General features: G+C 68.4%; 21 protein-coding genes. 12 read left to right on the top strand and 9 right to left on the bottom strand.

The window, feature by feature from the left end:
- Positions 1 to 214: 214 nt before the first annotated feature.
- Genes L8H00_RS04225 through L8H00_RS04215 form a run of 3 tightly spaced genes read right to left on the bottom strand, consistent with a single transcriptional unit; the run spans position 215 to position 5,919 of the window.
- Positions 215 to 1,489, bottom strand: coding sequence for a DUF445 domain-containing protein (locus tag L8H00_RS04225; RefSeq protein WP_242095998.1), 1,275 nt, complete (start codon positions 1,487 to 1,489; stop codon positions 215 to 217).
- Positions 1,490 to 1,546: 57 nt separating this feature from the next.
- The gene (locus L8H00_RS04220) at positions 1,547 to 4,750 is read right to left on the bottom strand and encodes an efflux RND transporter permease subunit (protein WP_242095997.1); all 3,204 of its coding nucleotides are present in this window, start codon (positions 4,748 to 4,750) and stop codon (positions 1,547 to 1,549) included.
- Positions 4,751 to 4,752: 2 nt separating this feature from the next.
- The gene (locus tag L8H00_RS04215) at positions 4,753 to 5,919 is read right to left on the bottom strand and encodes an efflux RND transporter periplasmic adaptor subunit (RefSeq protein WP_242095996.1); all 1,167 of its coding nucleotides are present in this window, start codon (positions 5,917 to 5,919) and stop codon (positions 4,753 to 4,755) included.
- A 214-nt stretch (positions 5,920 to 6,133) separates the two neighbouring features.
- Between L8H00_RS04215 and L8H00_RS04210 the strand changes: the two genes are divergently transcribed.
- On the top strand, positions 6,134 to 6,865 hold the full coding sequence (locus L8H00_RS04210) for an SIMPL domain-containing protein (RefSeq protein WP_242095995.1): 732 nt from the start codon (positions 6,134 to 6,136) through the stop codon (positions 6,863 to 6,865).
- A 65-nt stretch (positions 6,866 to 6,930) separates the two neighbouring features.
- Here the strand turns inward: L8H00_RS04210 and L8H00_RS04205 are convergent, their stop codons facing one another.
- The 3 genes from L8H00_RS04205 to L8H00_RS04195 all read right to left on the bottom strand — a co-directional run bounded on the left by L8H00_RS04205 (position 6,931) and on the right by L8H00_RS04195 (position 7,918).
- Positions 6,931 to 7,182: a GlsB/YeaQ/YmgE family stress response membrane protein gene (locus tag L8H00_RS04205; protein WP_242095994.1), complete on the bottom strand. Its 252-nt coding sequence runs from the start codon at positions 7,180 to 7,182 to the stop codon at positions 6,931 to 6,933.
- A 96-nt stretch (positions 7,183 to 7,278) separates the two neighbouring features.
- Positions 7,279 to 7,578, bottom strand: a complete 300-nt coding sequence (locus tag L8H00_RS04200) for a DUF1153 domain-containing protein (RefSeq protein WP_242095993.1) — start codon at positions 7,576 to 7,578, stop codon at positions 7,279 to 7,281.
- Positions 7,579 to 7,678: 100 nt separating this feature from the next.
- Positions 7,679 to 7,918, bottom strand: a complete 240-nt coding sequence (locus L8H00_RS04195; protein ID WP_242095992.1) for a hypothetical protein — start codon at positions 7,916 to 7,918, stop codon at positions 7,679 to 7,681.
- Positions 7,919 to 8,055: 137 nt separating this feature from the next.
- Between L8H00_RS04195 and mnmA the strand changes: the two genes are divergently transcribed.
- The gene (mnmA, locus tag L8H00_RS04190; RefSeq protein ID WP_242095991.1) at positions 8,056 to 9,162 is read left to right on the top strand and encodes a tRNA 2-thiouridine(34) synthase MnmA; all 1,107 of its coding nucleotides are present in this window, start codon (positions 8,056 to 8,058) and stop codon (positions 9,160 to 9,162) included.
- Entirely contained in the window at positions 9,159 to 9,425 is a 267-nt protein-coding gene (locus L8H00_RS04185; protein WP_242095990.1) for a UvrB/UvrC motif-containing protein, read from the top strand. Before mnmA ends, L8H00_RS04185 begins: the two co-directional genes overlap by 4 nt.
- Here the strand turns inward: L8H00_RS04185 and L8H00_RS04180 are convergent.
- Genes L8H00_RS04180 through pdxH form a run of 3 tightly spaced genes read right to left on the bottom strand, consistent with a single transcriptional unit; the run spans position 9,422 to position 11,759 of the window.
- Complete coding sequence (locus L8H00_RS04180) at positions 9,422 to 10,237, bottom strand: PhzF family phenazine biosynthesis protein (protein ID WP_242095989.1); 816 nt, start codon at positions 10,235 to 10,237, stop codon at positions 9,422 to 9,424. The two genes, L8H00_RS04185 and L8H00_RS04180, sit on opposite strands and share 4 nt — an antisense overlap.
- Complete coding sequence (locus L8H00_RS04175) at positions 10,237 to 11,184, bottom strand: cation diffusion facilitator family transporter (protein WP_242095988.1); 948 nt, start codon at positions 11,182 to 11,184, stop codon at positions 10,237 to 10,239. Before L8H00_RS04175 ends, L8H00_RS04180 begins: the two co-directional genes overlap by 1 nt.
- On the bottom strand, positions 11,181 to 11,759 hold the full coding sequence (pdxH, locus tag L8H00_RS04170) for a pyridoxamine 5'-phosphate oxidase (RefSeq protein ID WP_242095987.1): 579 nt from the start codon (positions 11,757 to 11,759) through the stop codon (positions 11,181 to 11,183). The genes L8H00_RS04175 and pdxH overlap by 4 nt, the downstream gene beginning before the upstream one ends.
- 92 nt (positions 11,760 to 11,851) lie before the next feature.
- On the opposite strand from pdxH, the gene L8H00_RS04165 reads away from it, so the two are divergent.
- From L8H00_RS04165 to L8H00_RS04125, 9 genes are all read left to right on the top strand, one after another.
- The gene (locus L8H00_RS04165) at positions 11,852 to 12,748 is read left to right on the top strand and encodes a Ku protein (protein ID WP_242095986.1); all 897 of its coding nucleotides are present in this window, start codon (positions 11,852 to 11,854) and stop codon (positions 12,746 to 12,748) included.
- Positions 12,741 to 15,197, top strand: coding sequence for a DNA ligase D (ligD, locus tag L8H00_RS04160; protein WP_242095985.1), 2,457 nt, complete (start codon positions 12,741 to 12,743; stop codon positions 15,195 to 15,197). Before L8H00_RS04165 ends, ligD begins: the two co-directional genes overlap by 8 nt.
- Before the next feature lie 84 nt (positions 15,198 to 15,281).
- The gene (locus L8H00_RS04155) at positions 15,282 to 17,756 is read left to right on the top strand and encodes a circularly permuted type 2 ATP-grasp protein (protein WP_242095984.1); all 2,475 of its coding nucleotides are present in this window, start codon (positions 15,282 to 15,284) and stop codon (positions 17,754 to 17,756) included.
- Complete coding sequence (locus tag L8H00_RS04150; RefSeq protein ID WP_242095983.1) at positions 17,753 to 18,679, top strand: transglutaminase family protein; 927 nt, start codon at positions 17,753 to 17,755, stop codon at positions 18,677 to 18,679. The genes L8H00_RS04155 and L8H00_RS04150 overlap by 4 nt, the downstream gene beginning before the upstream one ends.
- A gap of 19 nt (positions 18,680 to 18,698) precedes the next feature.
- Positions 18,699 to 19,637, top strand: coding sequence for a DnaJ C-terminal domain-containing protein (locus L8H00_RS04145; protein WP_242095982.1), 939 nt, complete (start codon positions 18,699 to 18,701; stop codon positions 19,635 to 19,637).
- A 5-nt stretch (positions 19,638 to 19,642) separates the two neighbouring features.
- On the top strand, positions 19,643 to 20,605 hold the full coding sequence (locus L8H00_RS04140; RefSeq protein ID WP_242095981.1) for a YihY/virulence factor BrkB family protein: 963 nt from the start codon (positions 19,643 to 19,645) through the stop codon (positions 20,603 to 20,605).
- An 8-nt stretch (positions 20,606 to 20,613) separates the two neighbouring features.
- Complete coding sequence (gene fabI / locus L8H00_RS04135; protein ID WP_242096266.1) at positions 20,614 to 21,405, top strand: enoyl-ACP reductase FabI; 792 nt, start codon at positions 20,614 to 20,616, stop codon at positions 21,403 to 21,405.
- A complete protein-coding gene (gene aroC / locus L8H00_RS04130) occupies positions 21,402 to 22,481 on the top strand; it encodes a chorismate synthase (RefSeq protein ID WP_242095980.1) in 1,080 nt (359 codons plus the stop codon). Before fabI ends, aroC begins: the two co-directional genes overlap by 4 nt.
- Before the next feature lie 58 nt (positions 22,482 to 22,539).
- Positions 22,540 to 22,929, top strand: coding sequence for a hypothetical protein (locus tag L8H00_RS04125; protein ID WP_242095979.1), 390 nt, complete (start codon positions 22,540 to 22,542; stop codon positions 22,927 to 22,929).
- The last annotated feature ends 49 nt before the right edge of the window (positions 22,930 to 22,978 follow it).

The raw sequence follows: 22,978 nt of genomic DNA, 5'->3' as shown, positions 1-22,978 counted from the left end.
GTCGCGGGATCGGCAAGGTGGATGCGGCGTAGGACGAACCGAACCGTCGCATCGATCCGCCCGTCGCTAGCGTTTGATACCGTCACCGCGATCCGTTCGCCCTGAGCTCGTCGAAGGGCCTGTTCCACACGCACATGCTCGACGGCAGACAAGGTGCCTCGACAAGCTCAGCACGAATGGACCGAGAGGCTGGATCGCCCTGACGTCACCTGCGCTAAAGCAGCACGTCCACCGCATGGATCGCGACGCCGACCAGGCCGCCCACCAGCGTGCCGTTGACGCGGATATATTGCAGGTCGCGCCCCACCGCATTTTCCAGGCGTCGCGTGATCGTCTGGGCATCCCAGCCGCGCACCGTCTCCGACACCAGCCGGACGATGCCGTCGCCATAGTCCGCGGCGATGCCCACGACGGCACGGCGGACGAAGCGGTTGATCGTCGGCCCCAGCCGCGGGTCGTGTTGCAGCGTGTCGCCCACCTGCCGCAGCAGCGCGCCGATCGGCCCCGCCATCGCCGCCTCGGGATCGTTGGCGATGGCCAGCAGCGCACGGCGCCCCTGTTCCCACAGCCCCTCGATCCAGCGCTGCATGGCGGGATTGTCGATCACCGCGGCCTTCATCCCCTCGACGCGTTCGCGCATCGCCGGGTCATATTGCAGATCCCAGGCCAGCCGATCGAGCCCGAGTTCGGCCTTCTGGCGGAGCGGGTGCTGCGGATCGGCGGCCATGTCGTCCAGCAGCTTGTCGAGCCCGGCGATCAGTTTGTCGCTCACCGTCTCGTCCAGACCCGTCCAGCGCAGGATCGACCCGGCGCGATCATGCACCATCGCGCGGACGAGCTGCTCGTTTTCGCGCAGCGTCGCGGCACCCCAGCGGATCGCCGCCTCCAGCATCGGCGCGTGGCGGTTCTCGGCAATCGCCGCCTTCAGCAACTGGCCGAGGATCGGGGAGGCCTCGGTCTCGCGCAGCCGCGTCACGACCGCGCCCTTCACCATGCCGCCCAGCCGCGCCGGATCGAGCCCCTCCAGCACCTGCGCCACCATCCGCGACGCGCCGCCGCGAAAACGTCCGCCAGCGCCCTCGGGCGGATCGGTCAGCCAATGCGCGATGGCGCCCGCCACGTCGAGCCGCCGCATCCGCCTGGCGATCACCGCCGGGATCAGGAAATTGGCGCGCAGGAACTGCGCCAGCGTGTCGCCGATCCGATCCTTGTTGCGCGGCACGATCGCGGTGTGGGGGATCGGCAGCCCGAGCGGGTGGCGGAACAGCGCGGTCACCGCGAACCAGTCCGCCAGGCCGCCGACCATCGCGGCTTCGGCAAAGGCGCGGACATAGCCCCAGCTCGGGCCCCAGCCGGGATGGCGCGCGTCGAGCCCGCGCGCCAGCAGGAACAGCGCGGCCATCGCGATCAGCAATCCGGTCGCGATGATCCGCATCCGGACCAGCCCGGCGGGGGGCGCTTCGCTGGCGGATCGGGCAGGCATGGTCATGCCCCGGACAATCCCCCAGCGGCGGGATTGTTCAGGACGGACGCCGATCGAACCGGATCATTCGGCGGGATGCGGGCCATCGTGGAAGCCGATCGCGCCGGGATGCGCAGGCCCCTCGATCACCCGCGAACCATCGTCGCCGGGACGATAGGTGAGCAGGCGTCGGCCGAGCCGCGGCCCTACGAAGCGTTCGATCCCCACCGCGAGGCTGAAGGTCGCCGGCACGATCAGCAGCGTAAGCAACGTCGACAGCAGCAGGCCGCCGATGACGGTGATGCCCATCGGCGCGCGCCACGATCCGTCGCCGCTGAGCGACAGCGCGGTCGGGATCATGCCCGCCACCATCGCCACGGTCGTCATGACGATCGGCTGCGCGCGCTTGTGCCCGGCGTCGAGGATGGCGCTCAGCACGTCGACGCCCTTGTTCATCTCCTCCAGCGCGAAGTCGATCAGCAGGATCGAATTCTTCGCCACGATGCCGAGCAGCATCAGGAGCCCGATGAACACGGGCAGCGACAGCGGATTGCCCGTCGCCCACAGCGCCAGCAGGCCGCCCAGCGGCGCCAGCATCAGCGAGCCCATGTTGACGAATGGCGGCAGCGCGCGGCGATAGAGCAGCACCAGCACCGCGAAGACGAGGAACGTGCCCGCCACGACGGCGACCAGGAAGTTGACGAGCATTTCCGCCTGCCACTTGCTCTGCCCCAGCGTCAGTTCGGTCACGCCCAGCGGCAGGTTCTTCATCGCGGGCAGATCATGGATCTGCTTCTGCGCGACGCCCGTCACCACGCCGGGTGCGAGATCCGCGCCGAGCGAGATCTGGCGCTGCTGGTTCACGCGGTCGATCTTCGTCGGCCCCGAACCGAAGCCGATATCCGCGACGAGGCTCAGGGGCACCGACCCGCCGGTCGCGGTCTGCACCGGCAGGTTCTGGATCGTCGACAGGCTGGAACGCGCATTCTCGTCGAGCGCCACGCGGATCGGGATCTGACGATCCGAAAGCGAGAAGCGCGCGCTGTTCTGGTCGATATCGCCCAGCGTGGCGATCCGGATCGCGGTGGAGAGCGCCTGCGTCGTCACCCCCAGATTCGCCGCCAGGTCGAAACGCGGCTTGATGACGATCTCGGGCCGCTGGAGATTGCCGCTGACGCGCGGGGCGGTGACCGTCGGCAGCTTCGCCATCTCGGCGACGATGCGGTTGGCAGTGTTCTGGAGCAGCACAGGATCGTCGCCGCCCAGCGTCACGTTCAGATCGCGGCTGCTGCCGCCGAAGCTGAACTGCGAGCGGAATGCGACGCGCGCATCGGGGATGGCGGCGAGTTGTGGCGCCATGCTGCGTTCGAACTCGGTGCTGGTCAGCGTGCGCTTGTCATTCAGCGTGGCGGTCACGCGGCCGGTGTTCACCGCGCCATTGGAACCGGTGCGGGCATAGACCGATTCGACCACATCCTTGCGCGCGCGCAGCATGTTGGCGACGCGCGTCACCACCGCATCGGTCTGGTCGAGCGTGGTGCCCGGCACCATCTCGATCGTCGCGGTGGAGGTATCCTCGTTGGTGGACGGCTGGAACGTCATCGGCAGCACGCCGAACATCACCACCGTCATCAGGAAGGCGAACACGCCGAAGCCGGCGACCCACAGCCGATGGTCGCGCGCGCGCGCCAGCAACCGGCGCCCGAAGCCCGCGACCGCGCCGGCCGGAGCGCCGCGGCGCAGCGTCCAGCGCAGCGTGGCCATATAGCCGTCCATCAGCCGCCCCTCGCCATGGCTGGCCTGCCCGTGGGCCTTCAGGAAATAGGCCGCGATCATCGGCGTGATGAGGCGCGCGACGGCGAGGCTCATGAGCACGGAGGCGACGACCGTCAGCCCGAAATTCTTGAAGAACTGGCCCGACACGCCCGGCATCAGGCCCACGGGCAGGAACACCGCGACGATCGACATGGTGGTGGCGAGGACGGCGAGACCGATCTCATCGGCCGCGTCGATCGACGCTTGATAGGCCGATTTGCCCATCCGCATGTGGCGGACGATGTTCTCGATCTCCACGATGGCATCGTCGACCAGCACGCCCGCCACCAGCGACAGCGCGAGCAAGGTCATCTGGTTGAGCGTGAAGCCCATCAGATCCATGAACCAGAAGGTGGGGATCGCCGACAACGGGATCGCCAGCGCCGAGATCGCGGTGGCGCGCACGTCGCGCAGGAACAGGAACACGACGATGACGGCGAGCACCGCGCCCTCGATCATCGCCTCGATCGCGCTGTCATATTGCTGTTCGGTGCGCTTCACGCTGTTCTGGCGCTGGATGAAGTGGACCGACGGATTGCGCTTCTCGAGCGCCTCCAGCTTCTTCACTGCCTCGTTGAACACGGTGACGTCGGAGGCACCCTTGGCGCGCTGGAAATCGAAGCTGATCGCCTGGCGGCCGTCCACCGCCGCGCGGCTGCGGCGTTCGGCGAACAGATCGCGCACCACCCCCAGGTCGGACAGGCGCACGGTGCGGCCATTGCCGACGTTGATCTGAGTCATCCCCAGATCGTTCGCGTTGCGCGCGTTGCCCAGCACGCGGACCGACTGTTCGGAACCCGCGATCTGCGCACGGCCGCCCGCGGCATTCAGGTTCACCGCGCGAAGCTGCGCGTTGACCGAACTCGCGGTCAGGCCCTGCGCCTGCAGCTTCAGCGGATCGAGGATCACGCGGATCTCGCGGCTGACGCCGCCGTTGCGGTCCACCTCGGCCATGCCGGGCACCGACAGCAGCTCCTTGGCCACCGTGTTGTCGATATACCAGCTGAGCTGTTCGACCGTCATGTCGGTCGCGACCGCCGAATAGCTCGCCAGATCGTTGCCCGTCGTGTTCGCGCGGAACACCTGCGGCTCCAGGATCCCCTCGGGCAGGTTGCCGCGGATCTGCGCGATCGCATCGCGCACGTCGTTCACCGCGCGGTCAATCGGCGTGCCGATCGCGAGCTGGACCACGGTTTGCGACTGGCCCTCGGTCACTGTCGAGTCGATCTCGTCGATGCCCTGGAGCGAGCGCACCGCGGCCTCGATCCGCTGAGTCACCTGGGTTTCCAGCTCGGTGGGCGCGGCGCCCGGCTGGCTGATGATGACGATCGCGACCGGGAAATCGATGTCCGGCTGGTCGTTCACGTCCATGCGCATGAAGCTCAGGATGCCCGCCAGCGTCAGCGCCAGGAACAGGACGATCGGCGGCACCGGGTTGCGGATCGCCCAGGCCGAGATGTTGCGAAAGCTCATGCTCAGTGCGCCTTCTCGACGATGGGATTCACATGCTGGCCGGGCGCCAGGAAGCCACCGGCGGAGACGACCACCCGCTCGGTGCCGTTCAGCCCCGACAGGATCGTCACGCCCGCATCGGACACCGGCCCGACGCGCACGTTGCGGCGCTCCACCTTGTCGCCGGCGCCGACGATATACACGAAATTGCCCTTGTCGTCGCTCTGAAGCACCGAATCGGGCAGCAGCGGCGCGACATTGGCGCCGCTGACGATCGTGGCGGCCGCGAAGCCGCCGGGACGGAGTTCGGGCGCATAGGCGAGCGCGACGCGCGCGATCCCCTGGCGGGTCTGCGGATCGATGACCGGCGAGACCTGCCAGACCGATCCCGGAAAGCCCTGGGTGCTGCCGACCGGCGTCACGGTGGCGCGGGCGCCGACGTGCAGCCCGGCGAGATCCGATTCGCTGAGCGCGGCACGCATCTCCATCTGCCCGTCCTGTGCGATGCGGAACAGCACGCCCGAACCCGAACTGACCACCTGCCCCGATTCGACGGTGCGCGTGAGCACCAGCCCGGCGGCCGGCGCGCGGATATCGAGCCGGCCGTTGCGCGCGCGCGTTTCCTGAAGCGACGCCTGCGCGACCGCCACCCGCGCCGCCGCGGCGTCGCGCGTTGCCACCTTGCGCTGCAGATCGGCCTTGGAGATGAAGCCGCGATCGACGAGTTGCTGCGCGCGCTCGAGCTCGGCCTGCGCGATCACCTGATCGCTTCGGGCCACCGCGACCTGCGCCTGCATCGAGCTCGCCGTCTGCGTCTGGACCGAGCGATCAACCGTGGCCAGCACCTGCCCGGCCTGCACCCAGGTGCCCGGCTCGACCAGCACGCGCGTCACCGCGCCGCCCTCGCCCGCCACGCCCACCGGCATCTCGCGGCGTGCGGCCAGCGTGCCGTTCGCGGAGATCGTGCGGTCGATCGTGGAACGGCCCGGCACCACGACCGAGACGTTGGGCACCTGCTCGCCGGGCTTGGCCGCCACGGGCGCCTTGCGATGCATCGCAAACCACGCGACCGCGATCGCCAGCACGACGAGGACGGCGATGATCCCCGTCCGCCGGCCCCTGCGCGGCGCGGTATAGTCCGGCAGCGCCATCTGTTCCTCGCCACCGATCTGCCGCGGTTCGTAATTCATCGCCTGCCCATCCCCGTCCCGCCAGCCACCCGGCCTCAAGCTGTGTTAGCCCAATAAGTCACTATGCTCAAGTGGCCCCCGCGCACTCGAAGGCGGGTGTGTGCGAAAGCAGCGCTTTCCGCAAGGTGAAGCGTCCGTTCAGGATCGGTTCGCTGGCTCCGGGGCACGAGCGGCGCTATCGACGCAACATTCTGTCGTGACCGGGAGATACACGATGCCTGCCCTGAAACCCGCCTTGCTCGCGGCGCTTGCCGCCCTGCCCCTCGCCGGCGCCGCCTCCGCGCAGGGGCCGGCGACGGTCGAGCCGCTCGTTCCCGCCGCCGGCACGCTGCTCGACGTGACCGCAGAGGGGCGTACCATGCGCGTGCCCGACGTGGCGACGATCCACGCGGGCGTGGTGTCGCAGGCGGCCGCCGCCGCCGCCGCGCTCGGCGACAATGCCCAGCGCATGACGCGCGTGCTGGCGGCGTTGAAGAAGGCGGGCGTCGCGCCGCGCGACGTGGCGACCGCCAACGTCTCGCTCAATCCGCAATATCGCTATGCCGAGAACCAGCCCCCCGTCGTCACCGGCTATCAGGCCAGCAACGGCGTCACGATCCGCTTCCGCGACGTGGCGCGGGCCGGCGCGATCCTCGATGCGCTGGTGGCCGAAGGCGCGAACCAGATCGAGGGTCCCAATCTCTCGATCGACCAGCCCGATGCCGCACTCGACGAGGCGCGCACCGATGCGGTGAAGCGCGCCCGCGCCCGCGCCGACCTTTATGCGCGCGCCGCCGGGCTGCATGTCGTGCGAATGATCTCTATTGCCGAAAACGGCGAGAATGCGGGCGGCGGCAACCCGCCGATGGCGATGATGCGGACGATGGCGATGAAGGACAGCACGCCGATCGCCGCCGGCGAGAAGGACGTGACCGTCACGCTGTCGGTGCGCTTCCTGCTCGACTGAGCCCCAATGAGAAAAGGGCCGCCCGGTCGCCCGGACGGCCCTTTTTCGTGACGAACCTTATGGTGTCAGCGGACGGTGCCGCGACGCACGAGATTGACGATCGCGAGCAGGATGATCGCGCCGATTAGCGAATAGATGAACGTCGTGATCGTGATGACCTGGTTGATCCCGCCACCGAACAGAAACGACGCGATCACCGACCCGATGATGCCGACGACGATGTTGAGCAGGATGCCCTGCTGGCCATCGGTGCGCATGACTAGGCTGGCCAGCCAGCCCACGACGCCACCCACGATGAGCCAGATGATGATACCCATGTCGCATTCCCTCCGTTGAACCCGTAAGCCGGGCGATGGGAGTGAGACTCGCGAGCTCGCGCAATTGTTCCGTGTGCGTTTCGTTAATGCGCGGCCTCAGTATTTCTGCTGACGTTCGTAGAGCGACTTGTAGTGCTGGATGCGCGTGACGCGCAGCCCCGGCATGCCCGATCGATCGATCGCGCGCTGCCATCCGGCGAACTCCTCGGGCGTGAGACCATAGCGATCGCACACCTGATCCACCGAGAGCAGCCCGCCATTCACCGCGGCCACCACCTCGGCCTTGCGGCGTACCACCCAACGCGTGGTGGACGGCGGCGGAAGTGAGTCGAGCGTCAGCTCCTCACCCAGTGGACCGATGACCTTGGCAGGACGAATTTTCTGGTTCTCGATCATTCTTCAACCTCGATGGGGCCGGAAACCCCTTCCAAATTCCATGCTCGGCGATAACGGGCGGGCTTGAAGATCGCCTGAAATCCTTGGGTAAACGCAGTCTTCATCCGTCTTTCCAGCGAATGAGCGCCCGGGCCATCTGGCCGTTGAACGCGCCGTCCAGCGGCGCGAACAGCCGCGAGTCGGGGTCGGGCAGGAACAGCGCCTGTATCCCCGCGGTGGGGCTGGACACCTGGCGTGCGACGATCCCCACCAGCAGCACCGACAGATCCCCGCGCAGCACCGCGAGCTCGCACGTGCCGAGCTCGCGGGATTTGTCGAAACGGGGAAAGCTCAGATCCAACGCGCGGGCACCATCGTCATGTTCGGGATCGCCGCTCTAGGCGCGAGGGGGTGAAGGCGGGGTAAAGCCCGGTGCAACGCTTCGTGAACCCACGCGATTTTGCATGGCCGCGCCGCCTGCTGTAGAGCGTTCGCATCATGGACAAGGTGGATTTCCAGCTCGGCCCCGCGGCGGGCACCAAGCGCATCGTGGTGGCGATGTCGGGCGGCGTCGACAGTTCGGTGGTGGCCGCGCTGGCGCATGCGACGGGCGCGGAGACGATCGGCGTCACGCTTCAGCTCTACGATCATGGCGAAGCGGTGGGGCGTGCCGGATCGTGCTGCGCCGGGCGCGACATCCGCGATGCGCGCGCGGTGTGCGACCGGCTGGGCATCGCCCATTACGTCTTCGACCATGAAACGCGCTTCCGCACGCAGGTGGTCGACGCGTTCGCGGACGATTACCTCGCCGGGCGCACTCCGATCCCCTGCGTCCAGTGCAATATGGGCCCGAAATTCACCGATCTGCTGGCGCTCGCCCGCGATCTGGGGGCCGATTGCCTCGCCACCGGCCATTATGTCCGCCGGATCGAGGGCCAGCACGGCGCCGAACTCCACCGCGGCGCGGATCCGGCGCGCGACCAAAGCTATTTCCTGTTCGCGACGACGCAGGCGCAGCTCGATTATCTGCGCTTTCCGCTGGGCGCCCTGCCCAAGACGCGGGTGCGCGAGATCGCCGCCGAGATCGGCCTGGGCGTCGCGGCCAAGCCGGACAGCCAGGATATCTGCTTCGTCCCCGACGGCGATTATGCCGGGCTGGTGAAGAAGCTGCGGCCCGGCATCGACACCACGGGCGACATCGTCGATCTCGCCGGTGCCAAGATGGGCGAGCATCGCGGCCTGATCCACTTCACCGTGGGCCAGCGCCGCGGGCTCGAGATCGGCGGCACGCCCGAACCGCTCTATGTCGTACGGCTCGAACCCGAGACGCGGCGCGTCGTCGTGGGCCCGCGTGCCGCACTGGCGGTCGGCGCGGCGCGGATCGAGCGGATGAACTGGCTGGGCGGCGATTTTATGGGGCCGCTCACCGCCAAGGTGCGCTCGATGGCCAAGCCCGTGCCCGCGCGCCTCGTGGGAGACCGGGTGGTGTTCGACGCGCCCGAATATGGCGTCGCCCCGGGCCAGGCCGCGGTGCTCTATGCGGAAGAACGGGTGCTCGGCGGCGGCTGGATCGCGGCGACCGAGGCGGCGCGGATCGCGGCATGACCATCGAGGAGCTGCGCACCGCGATGGAGGCCGCTGCCGCGCGGCTCGATTTCGAGGAGGCGCAGCGGCTGCGCGACCGGATCAGCCTGTTGCGCGGCGGCGCCGACGATAGCGCGGCCGACACCGCCGGCCTTACGCGCCAACAGCCGGGCGCGATGGGCCTCGGCACCAGCCAGCAGCGGATGACACCGCCCGAAGGCTGGGTGAAGCCGACAAAGCCCGATCCGATGACGCGCGGCCGGAGTCGCAAGCCGGGGCGTTAAGGCAGCAGGAACGCGCCTTCGATCACGGTGACGCACGTGCCCCCGAGGATCACGTGGTCGCCCGCCAGCGTGCAGGTCAGCCGGCCACCCCGCGCGCTCGCCTGGAACGCGGTGAACCGGCCGCGGCCGAGGCGCTGCGCCCAATAGGGCACCATCACCGCATGGGCAGAGCCCGTCACCGGATCCTCGTCGATGCCGAAGGCGGGCACGAACACCCGGCTCACGATGTCGGTCGCGCCGGCGCCACCGGCGCCTGCCGCAGCGACGATCGCCACGATCCCGCCCTCGGCCGCCAGCGCGCGCATGTCGGGCGCGCAATCCTGCACGCGCGCTTCGTCGCCGACGATGACGAGCGCATAGCCCTTCTCGTGCCACAAGGTCGCCTCGACCGCTTCGGGCGCCAGGCCGAGTGCGGCGACGATCGAGTCGAGTGGCCGCGGCGACGGGGCCCAGGCCGGCAGCCGCATCCGATAGCCGGCGCCGTCTCGCGCCACTTCGAGGATCCCGGTGCGCCGCGTCGCGAAGCGCACGCGATCGATCGCGGGATCGGACGACAGCACCATATGGCCGCTGGCGAAGGTGGCGTGGCCGCATAGAGCGACTTCGGCCGCGGGTGTGAACCAGCGCAGCTCGAAATCCGCCTCCGTCCCGTCCGCGGGAACGAGGAAGGCGGTTTCCGACAGGTTGTTCTCGGCCGCGATCGCCAGCAGCACGGCATCGTCCAGCCATGCGGCCAGCGGCATCACCGCCGCGGGGTTGCCGCCGAACGGGCCATCGGCGAACGCATCGATCTGGGTGAAGGGAATGCGCATCAGATTCGCTTCCCGAACCAATGGGGGGTCACGTCCGCCTCGATCAGCGGATTGTCGGTATCGACATGGCCTTCGGGATCGAGGTGGATCAGCACTTCCACCTTGGGAAAGGCGCGGCGCAGATTATGCTCGACCGCCTCGACCAGATCATGCGCCGCGCCCACCGTCAGATCGCGATCGACCTCCATGTGGAACTGCGCGAAATCATGCGCACCCGAACGGCGGGTGCGGAAATCGTGAATGCCCTTCAGTCCCTCTTGCCGTGCCGCCACGTCGAGGAACGCGATGCGCTGATCCTCGGGCCATTCCTTGTCCATCAACTGATCGATCGCGCTCGACGACGCCTGGAACGCGCCCCAGGCGAGCCACAGCGCGATCACGATGCCGAAGACCGGATCGGCCTTGTGCCAGCCCAGATATTGATCGAGCACCAGCGCGACGATCACCGATCCGTTCAGCGCCACATCGGACTGATAATGGACGTTGTCCGCCAGGATCGCGACCGATCCCGTCCGGCGGATCACCTGGCGCTGATACCAGAGCAGCACCGCGGTCGCCGCGATCGCCGCGACCGAGACGCCGATGCCGAAATTGGCGTCGCTGGTGGGCGTATTCTCGCCGAACGCCAGGATCGCGCGCCACGCGATGCCCACCGCCGAGGCGGTGATGAGCCCCACCTGGAACAGCGCCGCCAGCGCCTCCGCCTTGCCATGGCCGAACCGGTGGTCGTGATCGGCGGGCGTCGCGGCGAGGCGGACCCCGTACAGCGTGACGAGGCTGGCGAGCAGATCGAGCCCGGTATCGGCGAGCGACCCGAGCATCGCGATCGACCCGGTGAACCACGCGCCCACGCCCTTCAGCACGAGCAGCGCGGTCGCCATCGCAACGCTCGCCAGCGCGGCGCGCGTCGCGAGCGGGATCACCTTCCTGCGTTCGTCCTGAGTCATGGGAACAGCAATCCCTCGTTCCAGCCCGTATCGGTGCGCGTGAACAGCCGGCGCTCGTGCAGCCGGTGCGCGCGATCCTGCCAGAATTCGATCGCGCGGGGAACCACGCGGTAGCCGCCCCAATGCGGCGGCCGGGGAACGTCCTGCCCCTCGAATCGCGCCTGCATCGCGGCGAACCGCGCCTCGAACGTCTCGCGCGCGTCAAGCGGCCGCGACTGGTCCGATGCCCAGGCGCCGAGCCGGGAATCACGCCCGCGCGAGGCGAAATAGGCATCCGACTCGGCGTCGCTCGCCAGCACGACCGATCCTTCGATCCGGATCTGCCGGCGCAGCGACTTCCAGTGGAACAGCAACGCCGCCTCGGCATTCTGCGCCAACTCGCCCGCCTTGCGGCTTTCGCGATTGGTGTAGAACACGAAACCATCGGGGCCATGCCCCTTCAGCAGCACCATGCGCGACGACGGGCGGCCGTCCGTACCGACGGTGGCGAGCGCCATCGCATTGGGATCATTGGGTTCGCTCGCGTTCGCTTCGGCGAACCAGCTATCGAACAGCGCAAAGGGATCGTCGGCCATCGCCGCCCCATAGCGGGATCGCGTGCCCGGCGAAACCGGCGGAACGACTCCCGCTGCCGATGATTGAATCGGATCCGCAACGAGGAACAGGCATGGCCGCGCGCGCTTACTGGCAGGGACAGATCCGGCTCGCGCTGGTGTCGATCCCGGTCGAGATCTATTCGGCGACCAAATCCGGCGCGGCGATTTCCTTCAAGCAGATCCACGAACCCTCGGGGCAGCCGATCCATTACGAGAAGGTGGTGACGGGCGTGGGCCCGGTGGACACCGACGAGATCATGAAAGGCTATGAAGTCTCGAAGGGCGAATATGTCCTGCTCCAGCAGGACGAGATCGACGCGGTGAAGCTCGAATCGAAAAAGACCCTCGAACTCACCCAGTTCGTCGATGCGAGCGAGATCGACGTGCTGTATTACGAAAAGCCCTATTTCGTCGTCCCCGCCGACGATCTGGCGGAGGAGGCGTTCATCGTGCTGCGCGAGGCGCTGCGCCAGTCGAAGAAGGTCGGGCTCGGCCAGCTCGCGATGCGCGGCCGCGAATATGTCGTGAGCCTGAAGCCGTGCGGGCGCGGCATGGTCCTGGAAACGCTGCGCTACGCCGACGAGGTGCACAAGGCGCAAGGCTATTTCCGCGAGATCCCCGACGACAAGCCCGATCCCGAGCTGCTCGATCTTGCCCAGGCGCTGATCGACAAGAAGACCGCGGCCTTCCACCCGCAGGAGTTTCACGACCGCTATGTCGATGCGCTGAAGGATCTGGTGGAGCGCAAGCGCAAGGCCAAGGGCGAGACGATCATCGAGGACAAGGGCGAGACCAAATCGGGATCGAACGTCGTCGACCTGATGGCGGCGCTGAAGAAGTCGATGGGCGGCGCCACGGCCGACAAGACACCAGCCAGGAAGCCGACCGCCGCAAAGCCGCCGGCGGACAAGGCGCCGGCCGAAAAGAAGCCCGCCGCCCGGAAGCCACCGGCCAAGAAACGTGCCTGACGCCAAGCCCGATCCGCTCGCGCGCTACAACGCCAAGCGCGATTTCGCGAAGACCGCCGAACCCGCGGGCACGCTCGCGCCCGGCAATGGCAATTCGTTCATCGTGCAGAAGCACGACGCCAGCCGGCTCCACTGGGATTTCCGGCTGGAGGTGGACGGCGTGCTGAAAAGCTGGGCGGTCACGCGCGGCCCGAGCCTCGACCCGGACGAGAAGCGTCTGGCCGTGCGCACCGAGGATCATCCGCTCTCCTATGCGACGTTCGAGGGCACGATCCCGGCCGGGGAATATGGCGGCGGCACGGTGATGCTGTGGGATCGCGGCACCTGGGCACCGGTCGCGGGCAAGAGCGCGAAGGATATCGAACAGGGCCATCTTCATTTCATCCTCGAAGGCGAGCGGATGAAGGGCGAATGGATCCTCGTCCGCCTGAAACCGCGCGGCAAGGAGCGCGGCGAGAACTGGCTGTTGCGCAAGGTCGCCGATGCGGACGCGGGCGGCACCGACCTGTTGGTCGAGGATGCGCTCACCAGCGTGTCCACCGGCCGTACCATGGCGGAGATCGCGGAGGGCAAGGCCGCGCCCCCTGCCTCGCCATCACCGTCGCGCAAGCCCAAGCGCGCCACCCGGCTCGAGCATGCCGGGGATGATGCCGTGCCGCCCCTCTTCCGAGACCTTCAGCTCTGCACGCTCGTCGATGCGGTGCCGGCCGGCGGGGCCTGGCTGCACGAGGTGAAATATGATGGCTATCGCGCGCTGATCGCCATCGCGGACGGCAAGGCGAAGGTCTTCACCCGCACCGGGCTAGACTGGACCGACAAGTTCGCCGCGATCGCCGAGGCCGCCGCGGCGCTCCCTGCGAGGACCGCGCTGATCGATGGCGAGATCGTCGCCTATAAGGACGGCAAACCCGATTTCTCGACGCTGAAGGACGCGATCGCGAACGCGGGCGACATGACGTTCTTCGCCTTCGATATCCTGATGCAGGATGGCGAGGATCTGACGCCGCTTGCCAATCTCGATCGCAAGGAACGGCTGCGCCCGTTGATCCCCGGCGGCGAGCGCATCCAGTTCGCCGACCACATCGTCGGCGCGGGCGAGAAGCTTTTCGAAGCGATGTGTCGCGAGGGGCTGGAAGGCGTGGTCTCGAAACGCGCCGACGCGCCCTATGTCGGTAAGCGCACCACCGCGTGGCTGAAGACCAAATGCACGCACCGGCAGGAATTCGTGATCGTCGGCTGGCTACCATCCGACAAGAAGCGCGGCTTCAAGTCGCTGCTGCTGGGCGTGAAGGGCGAGGACGGTTTCGTCTATGCGGGCAAAGTCGGCACCGGCTTCGACCAGGCGACCATGGACGATCTGCGTGAACGGCTCGACGCCGTCGCCGCCGACACGCCGACGGTGAAGGCGCCCAAGGCCGCGGTGCGCGGCGCGCGCTGGGTGAAGCCCGAAATGGTCGCCGAAGTCGCCTTTGCCGAAACTACGCCCGACGGCGTGCTGCGCCATTCGAGCTTTCTCGGCCTGCGCGCGGACAAGCCGGCGGACGCGGTGGTGGCAGAGACGCCCGTTGTGGTCGATACCGCGCCCGAGATCCATGTGAAGGTCAGCAGCCGCGACCGGCTGATCTTTCCCGATTCGGATATCACCAAGGGCATGCTCGCCGATTATTACGCGCAGGTCTCGGCGATCATGCTGCCCTGGGTCGCGAACCGGCCGGTCAGCCTGGTCCGCTGCCCGCAGGGGCGTGGCCGCGCCTGTTTCTTCCAGAAGCACGATGCCGGCAGCTTCGGCGAACAGGTCCATCAAGTGCCGATCCGCGAAAAGGACGGATCGACCGAGAATTACCTCTATGTCGACGATGCCGACGGGCTGGTGGCGTGCGTTCAGATGGGATCGATCGAATTTCATGGCTGGGGCTCGGCCAATGCCGCGCTCGAACGGCCCGATCGCATGGTGTTCGACCTCGATCCCGACGAGGGGCTGGGCTTCGGCGAAACGAAGACGGCGGCAGAGCATCTGCGCGACCAACTGGCAGAGATCGGTCTGGCGAGTTTCCCGATGCTGTCGGGCGGCAAGGGCGTCCATGTCGTCGTGCCGCTGACGCCCGAGGCCGAATGGCCGCAGGTGAAGGATTTCGCCGACCGGTTCGCCCGCGCGCTGGCGGGTGCCGAGCCCGAACGCTTCGTGGCGGTGATGGCCAAGGCGAAGCGCAAGGGGCGGATCTTCATCGATTGGCTGCGCAACCAGCGTGGCGCCACCGCGATCATGCCCTATTCGGCGCGCGCACGCGCCGGAGCGCCCGTCGCCGCGCCGGTCTCCTGGACCGAGCTGCGCGACCTCGACACCGCGGCGCGCTACCATGTGACCGACGCGGACGAACTGATCGCGCGGGCGGCCTCCGCGGCGCTCGCCGGATGGGGCGTCGCGGACCAGACCCTGCCCGACCTGTAGCGCGCGCGCATTTCACGGTTGCCTCGATCCGATGAACCGTCCAGCAAAGGCGGGGTGCAAACGGGGATCGGACAAGCATTGGCGATGGCGAGCGATCCCGCCCCCCTGTTCGACGCGAGCGTCCACGCCCGCCGCTGGATCGCGGAGTATCGCACCCACGCGCATGCCGGCGACGTGCTCGGTGGCAGCGACGATCCCGCCTGGCCCGCGATGTTCGAGGAACTGGCGAGCGTCGCCTCGGACGATCTCGGCCATGCCCGCGAACGCGTACAGCGCCACGCCGCCGATATCGGCACCGGCTTCCGCATCGTCGGCGAGGCGGACGAACGGCCCTGGCCCGTCTCTCCGGTACCGCTGCTGATCGGCACCGGGGAGTGGAACGCGATCGCGCGCGGCGTGATCCAGCGCGCCGAACTGATGGAGACGGTGATCGCCGATCTCTACGGCCCCGCCCGCCTCGTCGAACGCGGCCTGCTGCCCGCCGCGCTCGTCGCCGGCAGCGCCGGCTTCCTGCGGCCGATGGTCGGGATCGAACCGCCGGGCGGCCGGCACCTGCAGTTCGTCGCGATCGATCTCGGCCGCGGGCCCACCGGCGAATGGTTCGTGCTGGCCGATCATCTGCGCGCCCCCGCCGGCGCGGGCTATACGCTCGAAAACCGGCTGGCGCTGGGGCGCACGCTCGGCGGCTTGCAGGCGCGGCTGAACGTGCAGCGTCACGCGCCCTTCTTCGCCGCCTTCCGCGAAGGGCTCGCCGCCTTGTGCAAGCGCAGCGATCCCCGGATCGGGCTGCTGACGCCCGGCCGCTACAACCCGACGTATCCCGAACAGGCGCATCTCGCGCGCTATCTGGGGCTGTTGCTGGTCGAGGGCGCCGATCTCGCCGCGCTGGAGGACAAGCTCTATGTCCGCACCATCGCCGGGCTGAAGCGCGTCGATGCGCTGTGGCGCCGGGTCGATCCGCGGATGCTCGATCCGCTGGCGTTCGATTCGCGCTCGCAGATCGGGGTGCCGGGGCTGATCGACGCCTATGCGGCCGGAAACGCGGTCATCTCGAACGCGCCGGGCTCTGCCGTCCTGGAAGCGCCCGCCTTCGGTGCGTTCCTGCCCGCGCTCGCCAAGCGGCTGCTGGGCGAGGATCTGCGCCTGCCCAATATCGCGACCTGGTGGTGCGGCCAGCCGCACGAGGCGGCGCGGGTGCGCGAGGACTTCGATTCGCTGCTGATCGGCCCCGCCTTCGCCGCCGCGCCACTCGGCCTGCCGGGCGGACTGCCGGTGCCGGGGGCCGAGATCACGGGCGATGCGCGCGCGGCGCTGCTCACGGATATGGCCCGGCGCCCGCAGGATTATGTCGGGCAGGAAATGGTCCATCTCTCGACCATGCCCGTCGTCGTGGAGGATGCGCTCGCTGCCCGCCCCTTTACGCTCCGGGTGTTCGCGGCGCGCGGGGCCGATGGCGGCTGGACGGTGCTGCCCGGTGGCTTCGCGCGGATCGGCGCGCTGGCCGATGTCCGCGCCGCGGTGATGGGCGAAGGCACCTGGTCCGCCGATGTGTGCGTCCATGGGCCGGAACCCGTCGCGCCCGTCTCGCTGCTGCCCGCCAGCGACTCGCTCCACATCCGCCGCAATCCCGGCACGCTGCCCAGCCGCGTCGCGGACAATTTCTTCTGGCTCGGCCGCTATCTCGAACGCGGCGAGGCGCTGCTCGGCGCGATCCGCGTGCTGCTCGGCCATTCGATCGATGCGGATGGCGGCGCGGCGCTCGCGGGCGAGACGGTGGGGCGCCTGGCCGGGCTGATCGCGGGCGCGGGCGCCGCGCCGCACCCGCCGTCGCTGCGCCGCGCCGACCTTCAGGCCTTCGCCCGCACCGCGATGGAGGATAGCGCTTGGCAATCGGTGGCGGCGCTCAACCGCCACGCGCGCGCCATCGGCGACGGCTCGCGCGACCGGCTGTCGGCGGACATGATCCGGCTGCTCGAGGCGCCCTTTCCCACGCACCGGGGGCTGCTCGACCGCGCCGGCTCGCTCCAGCGCCGCTATGCCGCGATCGCCGGGCTCTCGGCCGAGCATATGGGGCGGACCGCGGCCTGGCGGTTCCTCGATCTCGGCCGCCGGATCGAACGGGCGACGACGATCGCGCGCGCCTGCCGCCTGTTCGGCATGGCGGGTGCCCGCGCGGACGATCTGTCCACGCTGCTCGATCTCGCCGACAGCCAGATCAGCTATCGCCAGCGTTACCTCACCGGGATCGCGCGCGTGCCCGTGGTCGATCTCGTCGCGCTGGATCCCGGCAACCCGCGTGCGCTCGCCTATCAGACGCAGCGGATCGTCGAGCGCCTGTCCGAATTGCCCGTACTCGACGACGACGGCATGGCCGAGCCGCAACAGGCCCAGGGCATCGCGCTGAATGCCATTCCCGCCACCACGACCGCCGCCCGGCTCGATGCCGATATGCTGGGCGATATCGAACGGCGGCTGGGCGCGCTGTCGGATGCGATCGCACGGCGCTATTTCCTGCAAGGTGCCGAACCCTTGCGCGAAACCGGCCTGACGCTCGCATGATCTACGACATTCGCCACATCACGACCTTCGATTACGGCGCCAACGTCAAGTTCGCGCGCTGCAACCTGCGGCTGAAGCCGATCGACTGGCCGGGGCAGCGGCTCGATTCCTATACGCTGAGCGTCCACCCGGCCGGCCACACCTTTCCCGCGCATGCCGAGGCCGGGCTCGCCAACGTCACCCGGCTGGTGGTCGATTCGCCCGTCCGCACGCTGACGATCGAAAGCGTGTCGCGAATCATGGTCGATCGGCTGATCCCCATTCCCTCCCCCGACGATCCGACGCTGGCGGACGTCGCGGCGATGGCGCGGCTCAGCCGCGATGCCTCCGCGGCGGGTCCCGCCGGCTATCTCTACCCCTCGCCCCTCATCCCGCTCGACCGTGCCATCGCAGACTGGTGTGCGCCCGATCTCGATCCCGGTCGCGGCGCGCTGGAGGCGGGGATGGCATTGGCGCAGCGCATCCAGCGCGAATTCGTCTATGACGGCGATGCGACCTTCGTCGACACCACCCCGCACGACGCCTTCGTCCAGCGCCGCGGCGTTTGCCAGGATTTCGCGCAGATCATGATCGCGGGCCTGCGCGGCGCGGGGCTGCCGGCCGCCTATGCCTCGGGCTATATCCGCACGATCCCGCCGGCTGGCCAGCCGCGTCTGGTGGGTGCCGATGCGACCCATGCCTGGGTGCTGCTGTGGTGCGGCCCCGCGATCGGCTGGGTGGGGCTCGATCCCACCAACGGCATCTGGATGGCGGCCGATCACATCGTCATGGCGGTGGGGCGCGACTATACCGAGATCGCGCCCGTCGACGGCGTGGTGCTGGGATCCGCGGCGCAGGACATGACGGTCAGCGTGGACGTGGCGCCGATCGAAACGCCGGCCGGGATTGGCGCGCCCGCCCCCATGACCTACATATCCCCGTAACACACCGAACGGGGACAGAATGGCCGATCCGTACCAGACCTTGGGCGTCGCCCGCAGCGCGACCGAGGCCGACATCAAGAAAGCGTATCGCAAGCTCGCCAAGGAGCTGCATCCCGATCGCAACAAGGACAATCCCAAGGCGTCCGAGCGCTTCAGCCAGGTGACGAACGCCTATGACCTGCTGAACGACAAGGACAAGCGCGCGCGCTTCGATCGCGGCGAGATCGATGGCGACGGCAATCCCGCCGCGCCGTTCGGCTTCGGCCAGGGCGGCGGCGGCCGGCCCGCTAGTGCCGGCGGCGGCTTTCGCAGCCAGGGCTATGAATTCGGCGGCGGCGAAGCGGACATGGGTGACATCTTCGAGGGGCTGTTCGGCGGCGGCCAGCGGGGCGGCGGCGGGTTCGCCGGCGGCTTCGGGCGGCGGCCGCAGCCCAAGGGCGCCAACATCGCCTATCGGCTCCAGGTGCCCTTCATCGATGCCGCGACGCTCAACCCGCAGCGCGTGACGCTGGGCGACGGCAAGTCGATTGACCTGAAGCTGCCCCCCGGCGTCGAGACCGGAACGCAGATGAAGCTGGCCGGCAAGGGCGAGAGCGGCCCCGGCGGGGCTGGCGATGCGATCGTCACGCTGGAGGTGCAGTCGCACCGTTTCTTCATCCGCGACGGCGACGACGTGCGGCTCGATCTGCCGATCACGCTTGCCGAGGCGGTGCTGGGCGGATCGATCCGCGCGCCGACCGTCGAGAAGCCGGTGAACCTGACCATCCCCAAGGGCACGACATCGGGCAAGACGTTGCGCCTGAAGGGCAAGGGCTTTCACAAGAAAGGCGGTGGCCGCGGCGACCAGCTCATCACGCTGATGGTGGACGTGCCCGGCGAAGATCCGGCGCTGCGGGAATTCGTCGAACATTGGTCGCCGGCGAATGCCGGGAACCCCAGAGCCGCCATGGGCGTCTGACGCCCATGGACGAGCCCAATGCGCTGACCCCGGAAGACCGGGCCAAGAACCGGGGCCCTCGCGCTCGGATCGATCACCAGCTCGCGAAGATCGGGCCCGGCAGCTATGCCTTCCAGGTGCTCAAGCGAACGAGTCTGGGCGTCTATAATGACGGGTTCATCTATGCCGGGAACCTCGCCTATCTCGCGTTGATGACGCTGTTTCCGTTCTTCATCGTGGCGGCGGCGGTGCTGTCGCTGCTCGGGCAGAGCACGGAGACGCAGCGTGCGGTCAGCTCGTTCCTCCATGTGCTGCCGCCCAATGTCGGCGATCTGCTGCGCAAGCCGATCGCCGACGTGCTGGCGGCGCGCACCGGGTCGTTGCTGTGGCTGGGCGGTCTGGTCGGGCTCTGGACGGTCGGAAGCTTCGTCGAGACGATCCGCGACATCTTCCGCCGTGCTTATGGCACCACGAGCAAGACGCCGCTGTGGCGCTCGCGTCTGGGCACGACGTTCGCCATCATCGCGTCGGTGATCCTGGCGCTGGTGTCGTTCCTCGTTCAGGGCATCCTCACCGCAGTCGAACAGTTCATCTATCGCCTGCTGCCGTTCGCGCAGAACGCCGCGACGTGGATCGGGATTTCGCGCGCGATCCCCGGCCTCGTGATGTTCGGCGCGCTCTACATGCTGTTCTATTCGGTGACGCCGGCCAAATATCGCGAAACGAACTGCCGCAAATGGCCGGGCGCATTGTTCACCACGGTCTGGTGGGTGACGATGACGGCGGCGCTGCCGCTCGTGCTGGCGAGGCTCGGTGGGTACGACCTCACCTATGGCAGCCTGGCGGGCGTGATCGTCGCGCTGCTGTTCTTCTACCTGATCGGGCTCGGCCTCGTCTTCGGTGCGCATCTGAACGCGGCGCTGGCGGAACCACCCGAACCGGCGCTACAGACGCCCCACGGCACAACGATGGAGGCAGTGGTCGCGTGAACGGTTTGATGGCGGGCAAGCGCGGACTCATCATGGGTCTGGCGAACGACAAATCGCTCGCATGGGGGATCGCGAAGAAGCTGTCCGACGCGGGCGCCGAACTCGCGTTCAGCTATCAGGGCGCAGCGATGGAAAAGCGGGTGCGCCCGCTCGCCGAGCAACTCGGCGTCGCGCGCCTCTTCGATTGCGACGTGTCCGACATGGATGCGCTCGACGCCACCTTCGCCGAATTGAGCAATGCCTGGCCGACGATCGATTTCGTCGTCCATGCGATCGGCTTTTCCGACAAGACTCAGCTTCGCGGCCGTTTCGCCGACACCACGCTCGACAATTTCGCCATGACGATGAACATCAGCGTCTATTCGTTCGTGGCGGTGGCGCAGCGCGCGGCGCGCATGATGCCTGATGGCGGCAGCCTGCTGACGCTCAGCTATTACGGCGCCGAGAAGGTCATCCCGCATTACAATGTCATGGGGCTCGCCAAGGCCGCGCTGGAGACGAGCGTCAAATATCTCGCGGTCGATCTGGGCCGCGACGCGATCCGCGTGAATGCGATCTCGGCGGGCCCCATCCAGACGCTGGCGGCGCGCGGCATCGGCGACTTCAACTATATTATGAAGTGGAACGAGCTGAATTCCCCGCTGAAGCGCAACGTCACGATCGAGGATGTGGGCGGCGCCGGCCTGTACCTGCTCTCCGATCTGGCGAGCGGCGTGACGGGCGAAATCCACCATGTCGACGCGGGTTACAACGTCATCGGCATGAAGGCCGAAGACGCGCCGGACATCGCGCTGGCGTGAGCTGGAACAGCTTCGGCCGCGTCTTCCGCTTCACCACCTGGGGAGAAAGCCACGGGCCGGCGATCGGCGTGGTGGTCGATGGCTGCCCGCCGGGGATCGCGCTCGCCGAAGCCGATATCCAGCCCTGGCTCGACCGGCGCCGCCCCGGCACCTCGCGCTTCACGACGCAGCGCCGCGAGCCCGATGCGGTGCGCATCCTGTCGGGCGTGTACGAGGGGCATACGACGGGCACGCCGATCAGCCTGATGATCGAGAATGTCGATCAGCGATCGAAGGATTATTCCGAGGTGGCCCGCGCCTATCGGCCGGGCCATGCCGATTACGCCTATGACGCCAAATACGGGTTTCGCGATCCCCGCGGCGGGGGCCGCTCGTCCGCGCGCGAGACCGCCTCGCGCGTGGCGGCGGGCGCGGTGGCCCGGCTGGTGATCCCGCAGGTCCGCGTCCGCGCCTGGGTCGAGGCGATCGGCGGCGACGCGATCGATCCGGCCAATTTCGACGATGCGCAGATCGATGCCAACCCGTTCTTCTGCCCCGATGCGCAGGCGGCCGTGCGGTGGGAAGCGCTGGTCGATGATGCGCGCAAGGCCGGATCGTCGCTCGGCGCGGTGATCGCGGCAGAGGCGAGGGGCGTGCCCGCCGGCTGGGGTGCACCGCTCTACGCCAAGCTCGACAGCGAGCTTGCGGCGGCATGCATGGGGATCAACGCGGTGAAGGGCGTCGAGATCGGCGACGGGTTCGCCGCCGCCGCGCTGTCCGGCGAGGCCAATGCCGATCCGATGCGGCCCGCGCCGCCGGGAACGGGCGGTGGCCCAGAATTCCTCGCCAACCATGCCGGCGGGATCGCGGGCGGGATCGCGACCGGTCAGCCCGTCCGGCTGCGCGTCGCGTTCAAGCCGACCAGTTCGATCCTCACGCCCATGCCGACGATCGCCCGCGACGGCAGCGCGACCGAGATCGCGACCAAGGGGCGCCACGACCCCTGTGTCGGTATCCGCGGCGTGCCCGTCGTGGAGGCGATGATCGCGCTCGTTCTGGCGGATCAGGCGCTCCTCCACCGCGCCCAATGCGGCTGACCAGGGAACGGACGGACGATCCAACCGTTGGAGCTTCTGTCAATCCTGGAGAGAAAACATGCGCATCATCATGGCCTTAGGCGCTGCGGCGCTGATCCTTCCCGCCGCCGCAATGGCACAGACGACCGGTGGCACCGCTGGTTCGGCATCCGGTTCGGTTTCGGGTGGCACGTCGATGCAGAGCGGAACGACCGGCATGTCGACCGGCAGCACGACTCAGACGCGTTCGACCGGCCGTCGTGGCTCGCGCAAGGGCTCGATGGGTAGCTCCACCACGGGCACGATGGGCGGCTCGACCACGGGCACGATGAGCGGTGGTACGAGCACCGGCACGATGGGCACCACGGGTACCATGGGCGGCACGACCGGAACGATGGGCACGATGGATGGAGCCACCGGTTCGAACAACGGCACGAGCACGACCGGCACCACGACTCCGCCGCGCTGATCGCGCTCCGCGAACGAAAATAACGGACCCGGCCGAGCCCCGCTCGGCC

This window comes from Sphingomonas sp. CROZ-RG-20F-R02-07, assembly GCF_022662335.1.
In the GTDB taxonomy this organism is placed as follows: Bacteria; Pseudomonadota; Alphaproteobacteria; order Sphingomonadales; family Sphingomonadaceae; genus Sphingomonas.
The sequence above is the reverse complement of the archived record's forward strand: the minus strand, read 5'-3'. Positions and strand labels throughout refer to the sequence as shown.

What these genes read in the sequence shown, in the direction of transcription:
- L8H00_RS04215 (WP_242095996.1), bottom strand. Translation starts at nt 5,919, where the DNA reads ATGAATTACGAACCGCGGCAGATCGGTGGCGAGGAACAGATGGCGCTG.
- L8H00_RS04200 (WP_242095993.1), bottom strand. Translation starts at nt 7,578, where the DNA reads ATGATCGAGAACCAGAAAATTCGTCCTGCCAAGGTCATCGGTCCACTG.
- L8H00_RS04185 (WP_242095990.1), top strand. Translation starts at nt 9,159, where the DNA reads ATGACCATCGAGGAGCTGCGCACCGCGATGGAGGCCGCTGCCGCGCGG.
- L8H00_RS04225 (WP_242095998.1), bottom strand. Translation starts at nt 1,489, where the DNA reads ATGACCATGCCTGCCCGATCCGCCAGCGAAGCGCCCCCCGCCGGGCTG.
- mnmA (WP_242095991.1), top strand. Translation starts at nt 8,056, where the DNA reads ATGGACAAGGTGGATTTCCAGCTCGGCCCCGCGGCGGGCACCAAGCGC.
- L8H00_RS04145 (WP_242095982.1), top strand. Translation starts at nt 18,699, where the DNA reads ATGGCCGATCCGTACCAGACCTTGGGCGTCGCCCGCAGCGCGACCGAG.
- L8H00_RS04205 (WP_242095994.1), bottom strand. Translation starts at nt 7,182, where the DNA reads ATGGGTATCATCATCTGGCTCATCGTGGGTGGCGTCGTGGGCTGGCTG.
- L8H00_RS04180 (WP_242095989.1), bottom strand. Translation starts at nt 10,237, where the DNA reads ATGCGCATTCCCTTCACCCAGATCGATGCGTTCGCCGATGGCCCGTTC.
- L8H00_RS04210 (WP_242095995.1), top strand. Translation starts at nt 6,134, where the DNA reads ATGCCTGCCCTGAAACCCGCCTTGCTCGCGGCGCTTGCCGCCCTGCCC.
- L8H00_RS04155 (WP_242095984.1), top strand. Translation starts at nt 15,282, where the DNA reads ATGGCGAGCGATCCCGCCCCCCTGTTCGACGCGAGCGTCCACGCCCGC.
- L8H00_RS04150 (WP_242095983.1), top strand. Translation starts at nt 17,753, where the DNA reads ATGATCTACGACATTCGCCACATCACGACCTTCGATTACGGCGCCAAC.
- pdxH (WP_242095987.1), bottom strand. Translation starts at nt 11,759, where the DNA reads ATGGCCGACGATCCCTTTGCGCTGTTCGATAGCTGGTTCGCCGAAGCG.
- L8H00_RS04165 (WP_242095986.1), top strand. Translation starts at nt 11,852, where the DNA reads ATGGCCGCGCGCGCTTACTGGCAGGGACAGATCCGGCTCGCGCTGGTG.
- L8H00_RS04140 (WP_242095981.1), top strand. Translation starts at nt 19,643, where the DNA reads ATGGACGAGCCCAATGCGCTGACCCCGGAAGACCGGGCCAAGAACCGG.
- fabI (WP_242096266.1), top strand. Translation starts at nt 20,614, where the DNA reads ATGGCGGGCAAGCGCGGACTCATCATGGGTCTGGCGAACGACAAATCG.
- L8H00_RS04125 (WP_242095979.1), top strand. Translation starts at nt 22,540, where the DNA reads ATGCGCATCATCATGGCCTTAGGCGCTGCGGCGCTGATCCTTCCCGCC.
- L8H00_RS04175 (WP_242095988.1), bottom strand. Translation starts at nt 11,184, where the DNA reads ATGACTCAGGACGAACGCAGGAAGGTGATCCCGCTCGCGACGCGCGCC.
- L8H00_RS04220 (WP_242095997.1), bottom strand. Translation starts at nt 4,750, where the DNA reads ATGAGCTTTCGCAACATCTCGGCCTGGGCGATCCGCAACCCGGTGCCG.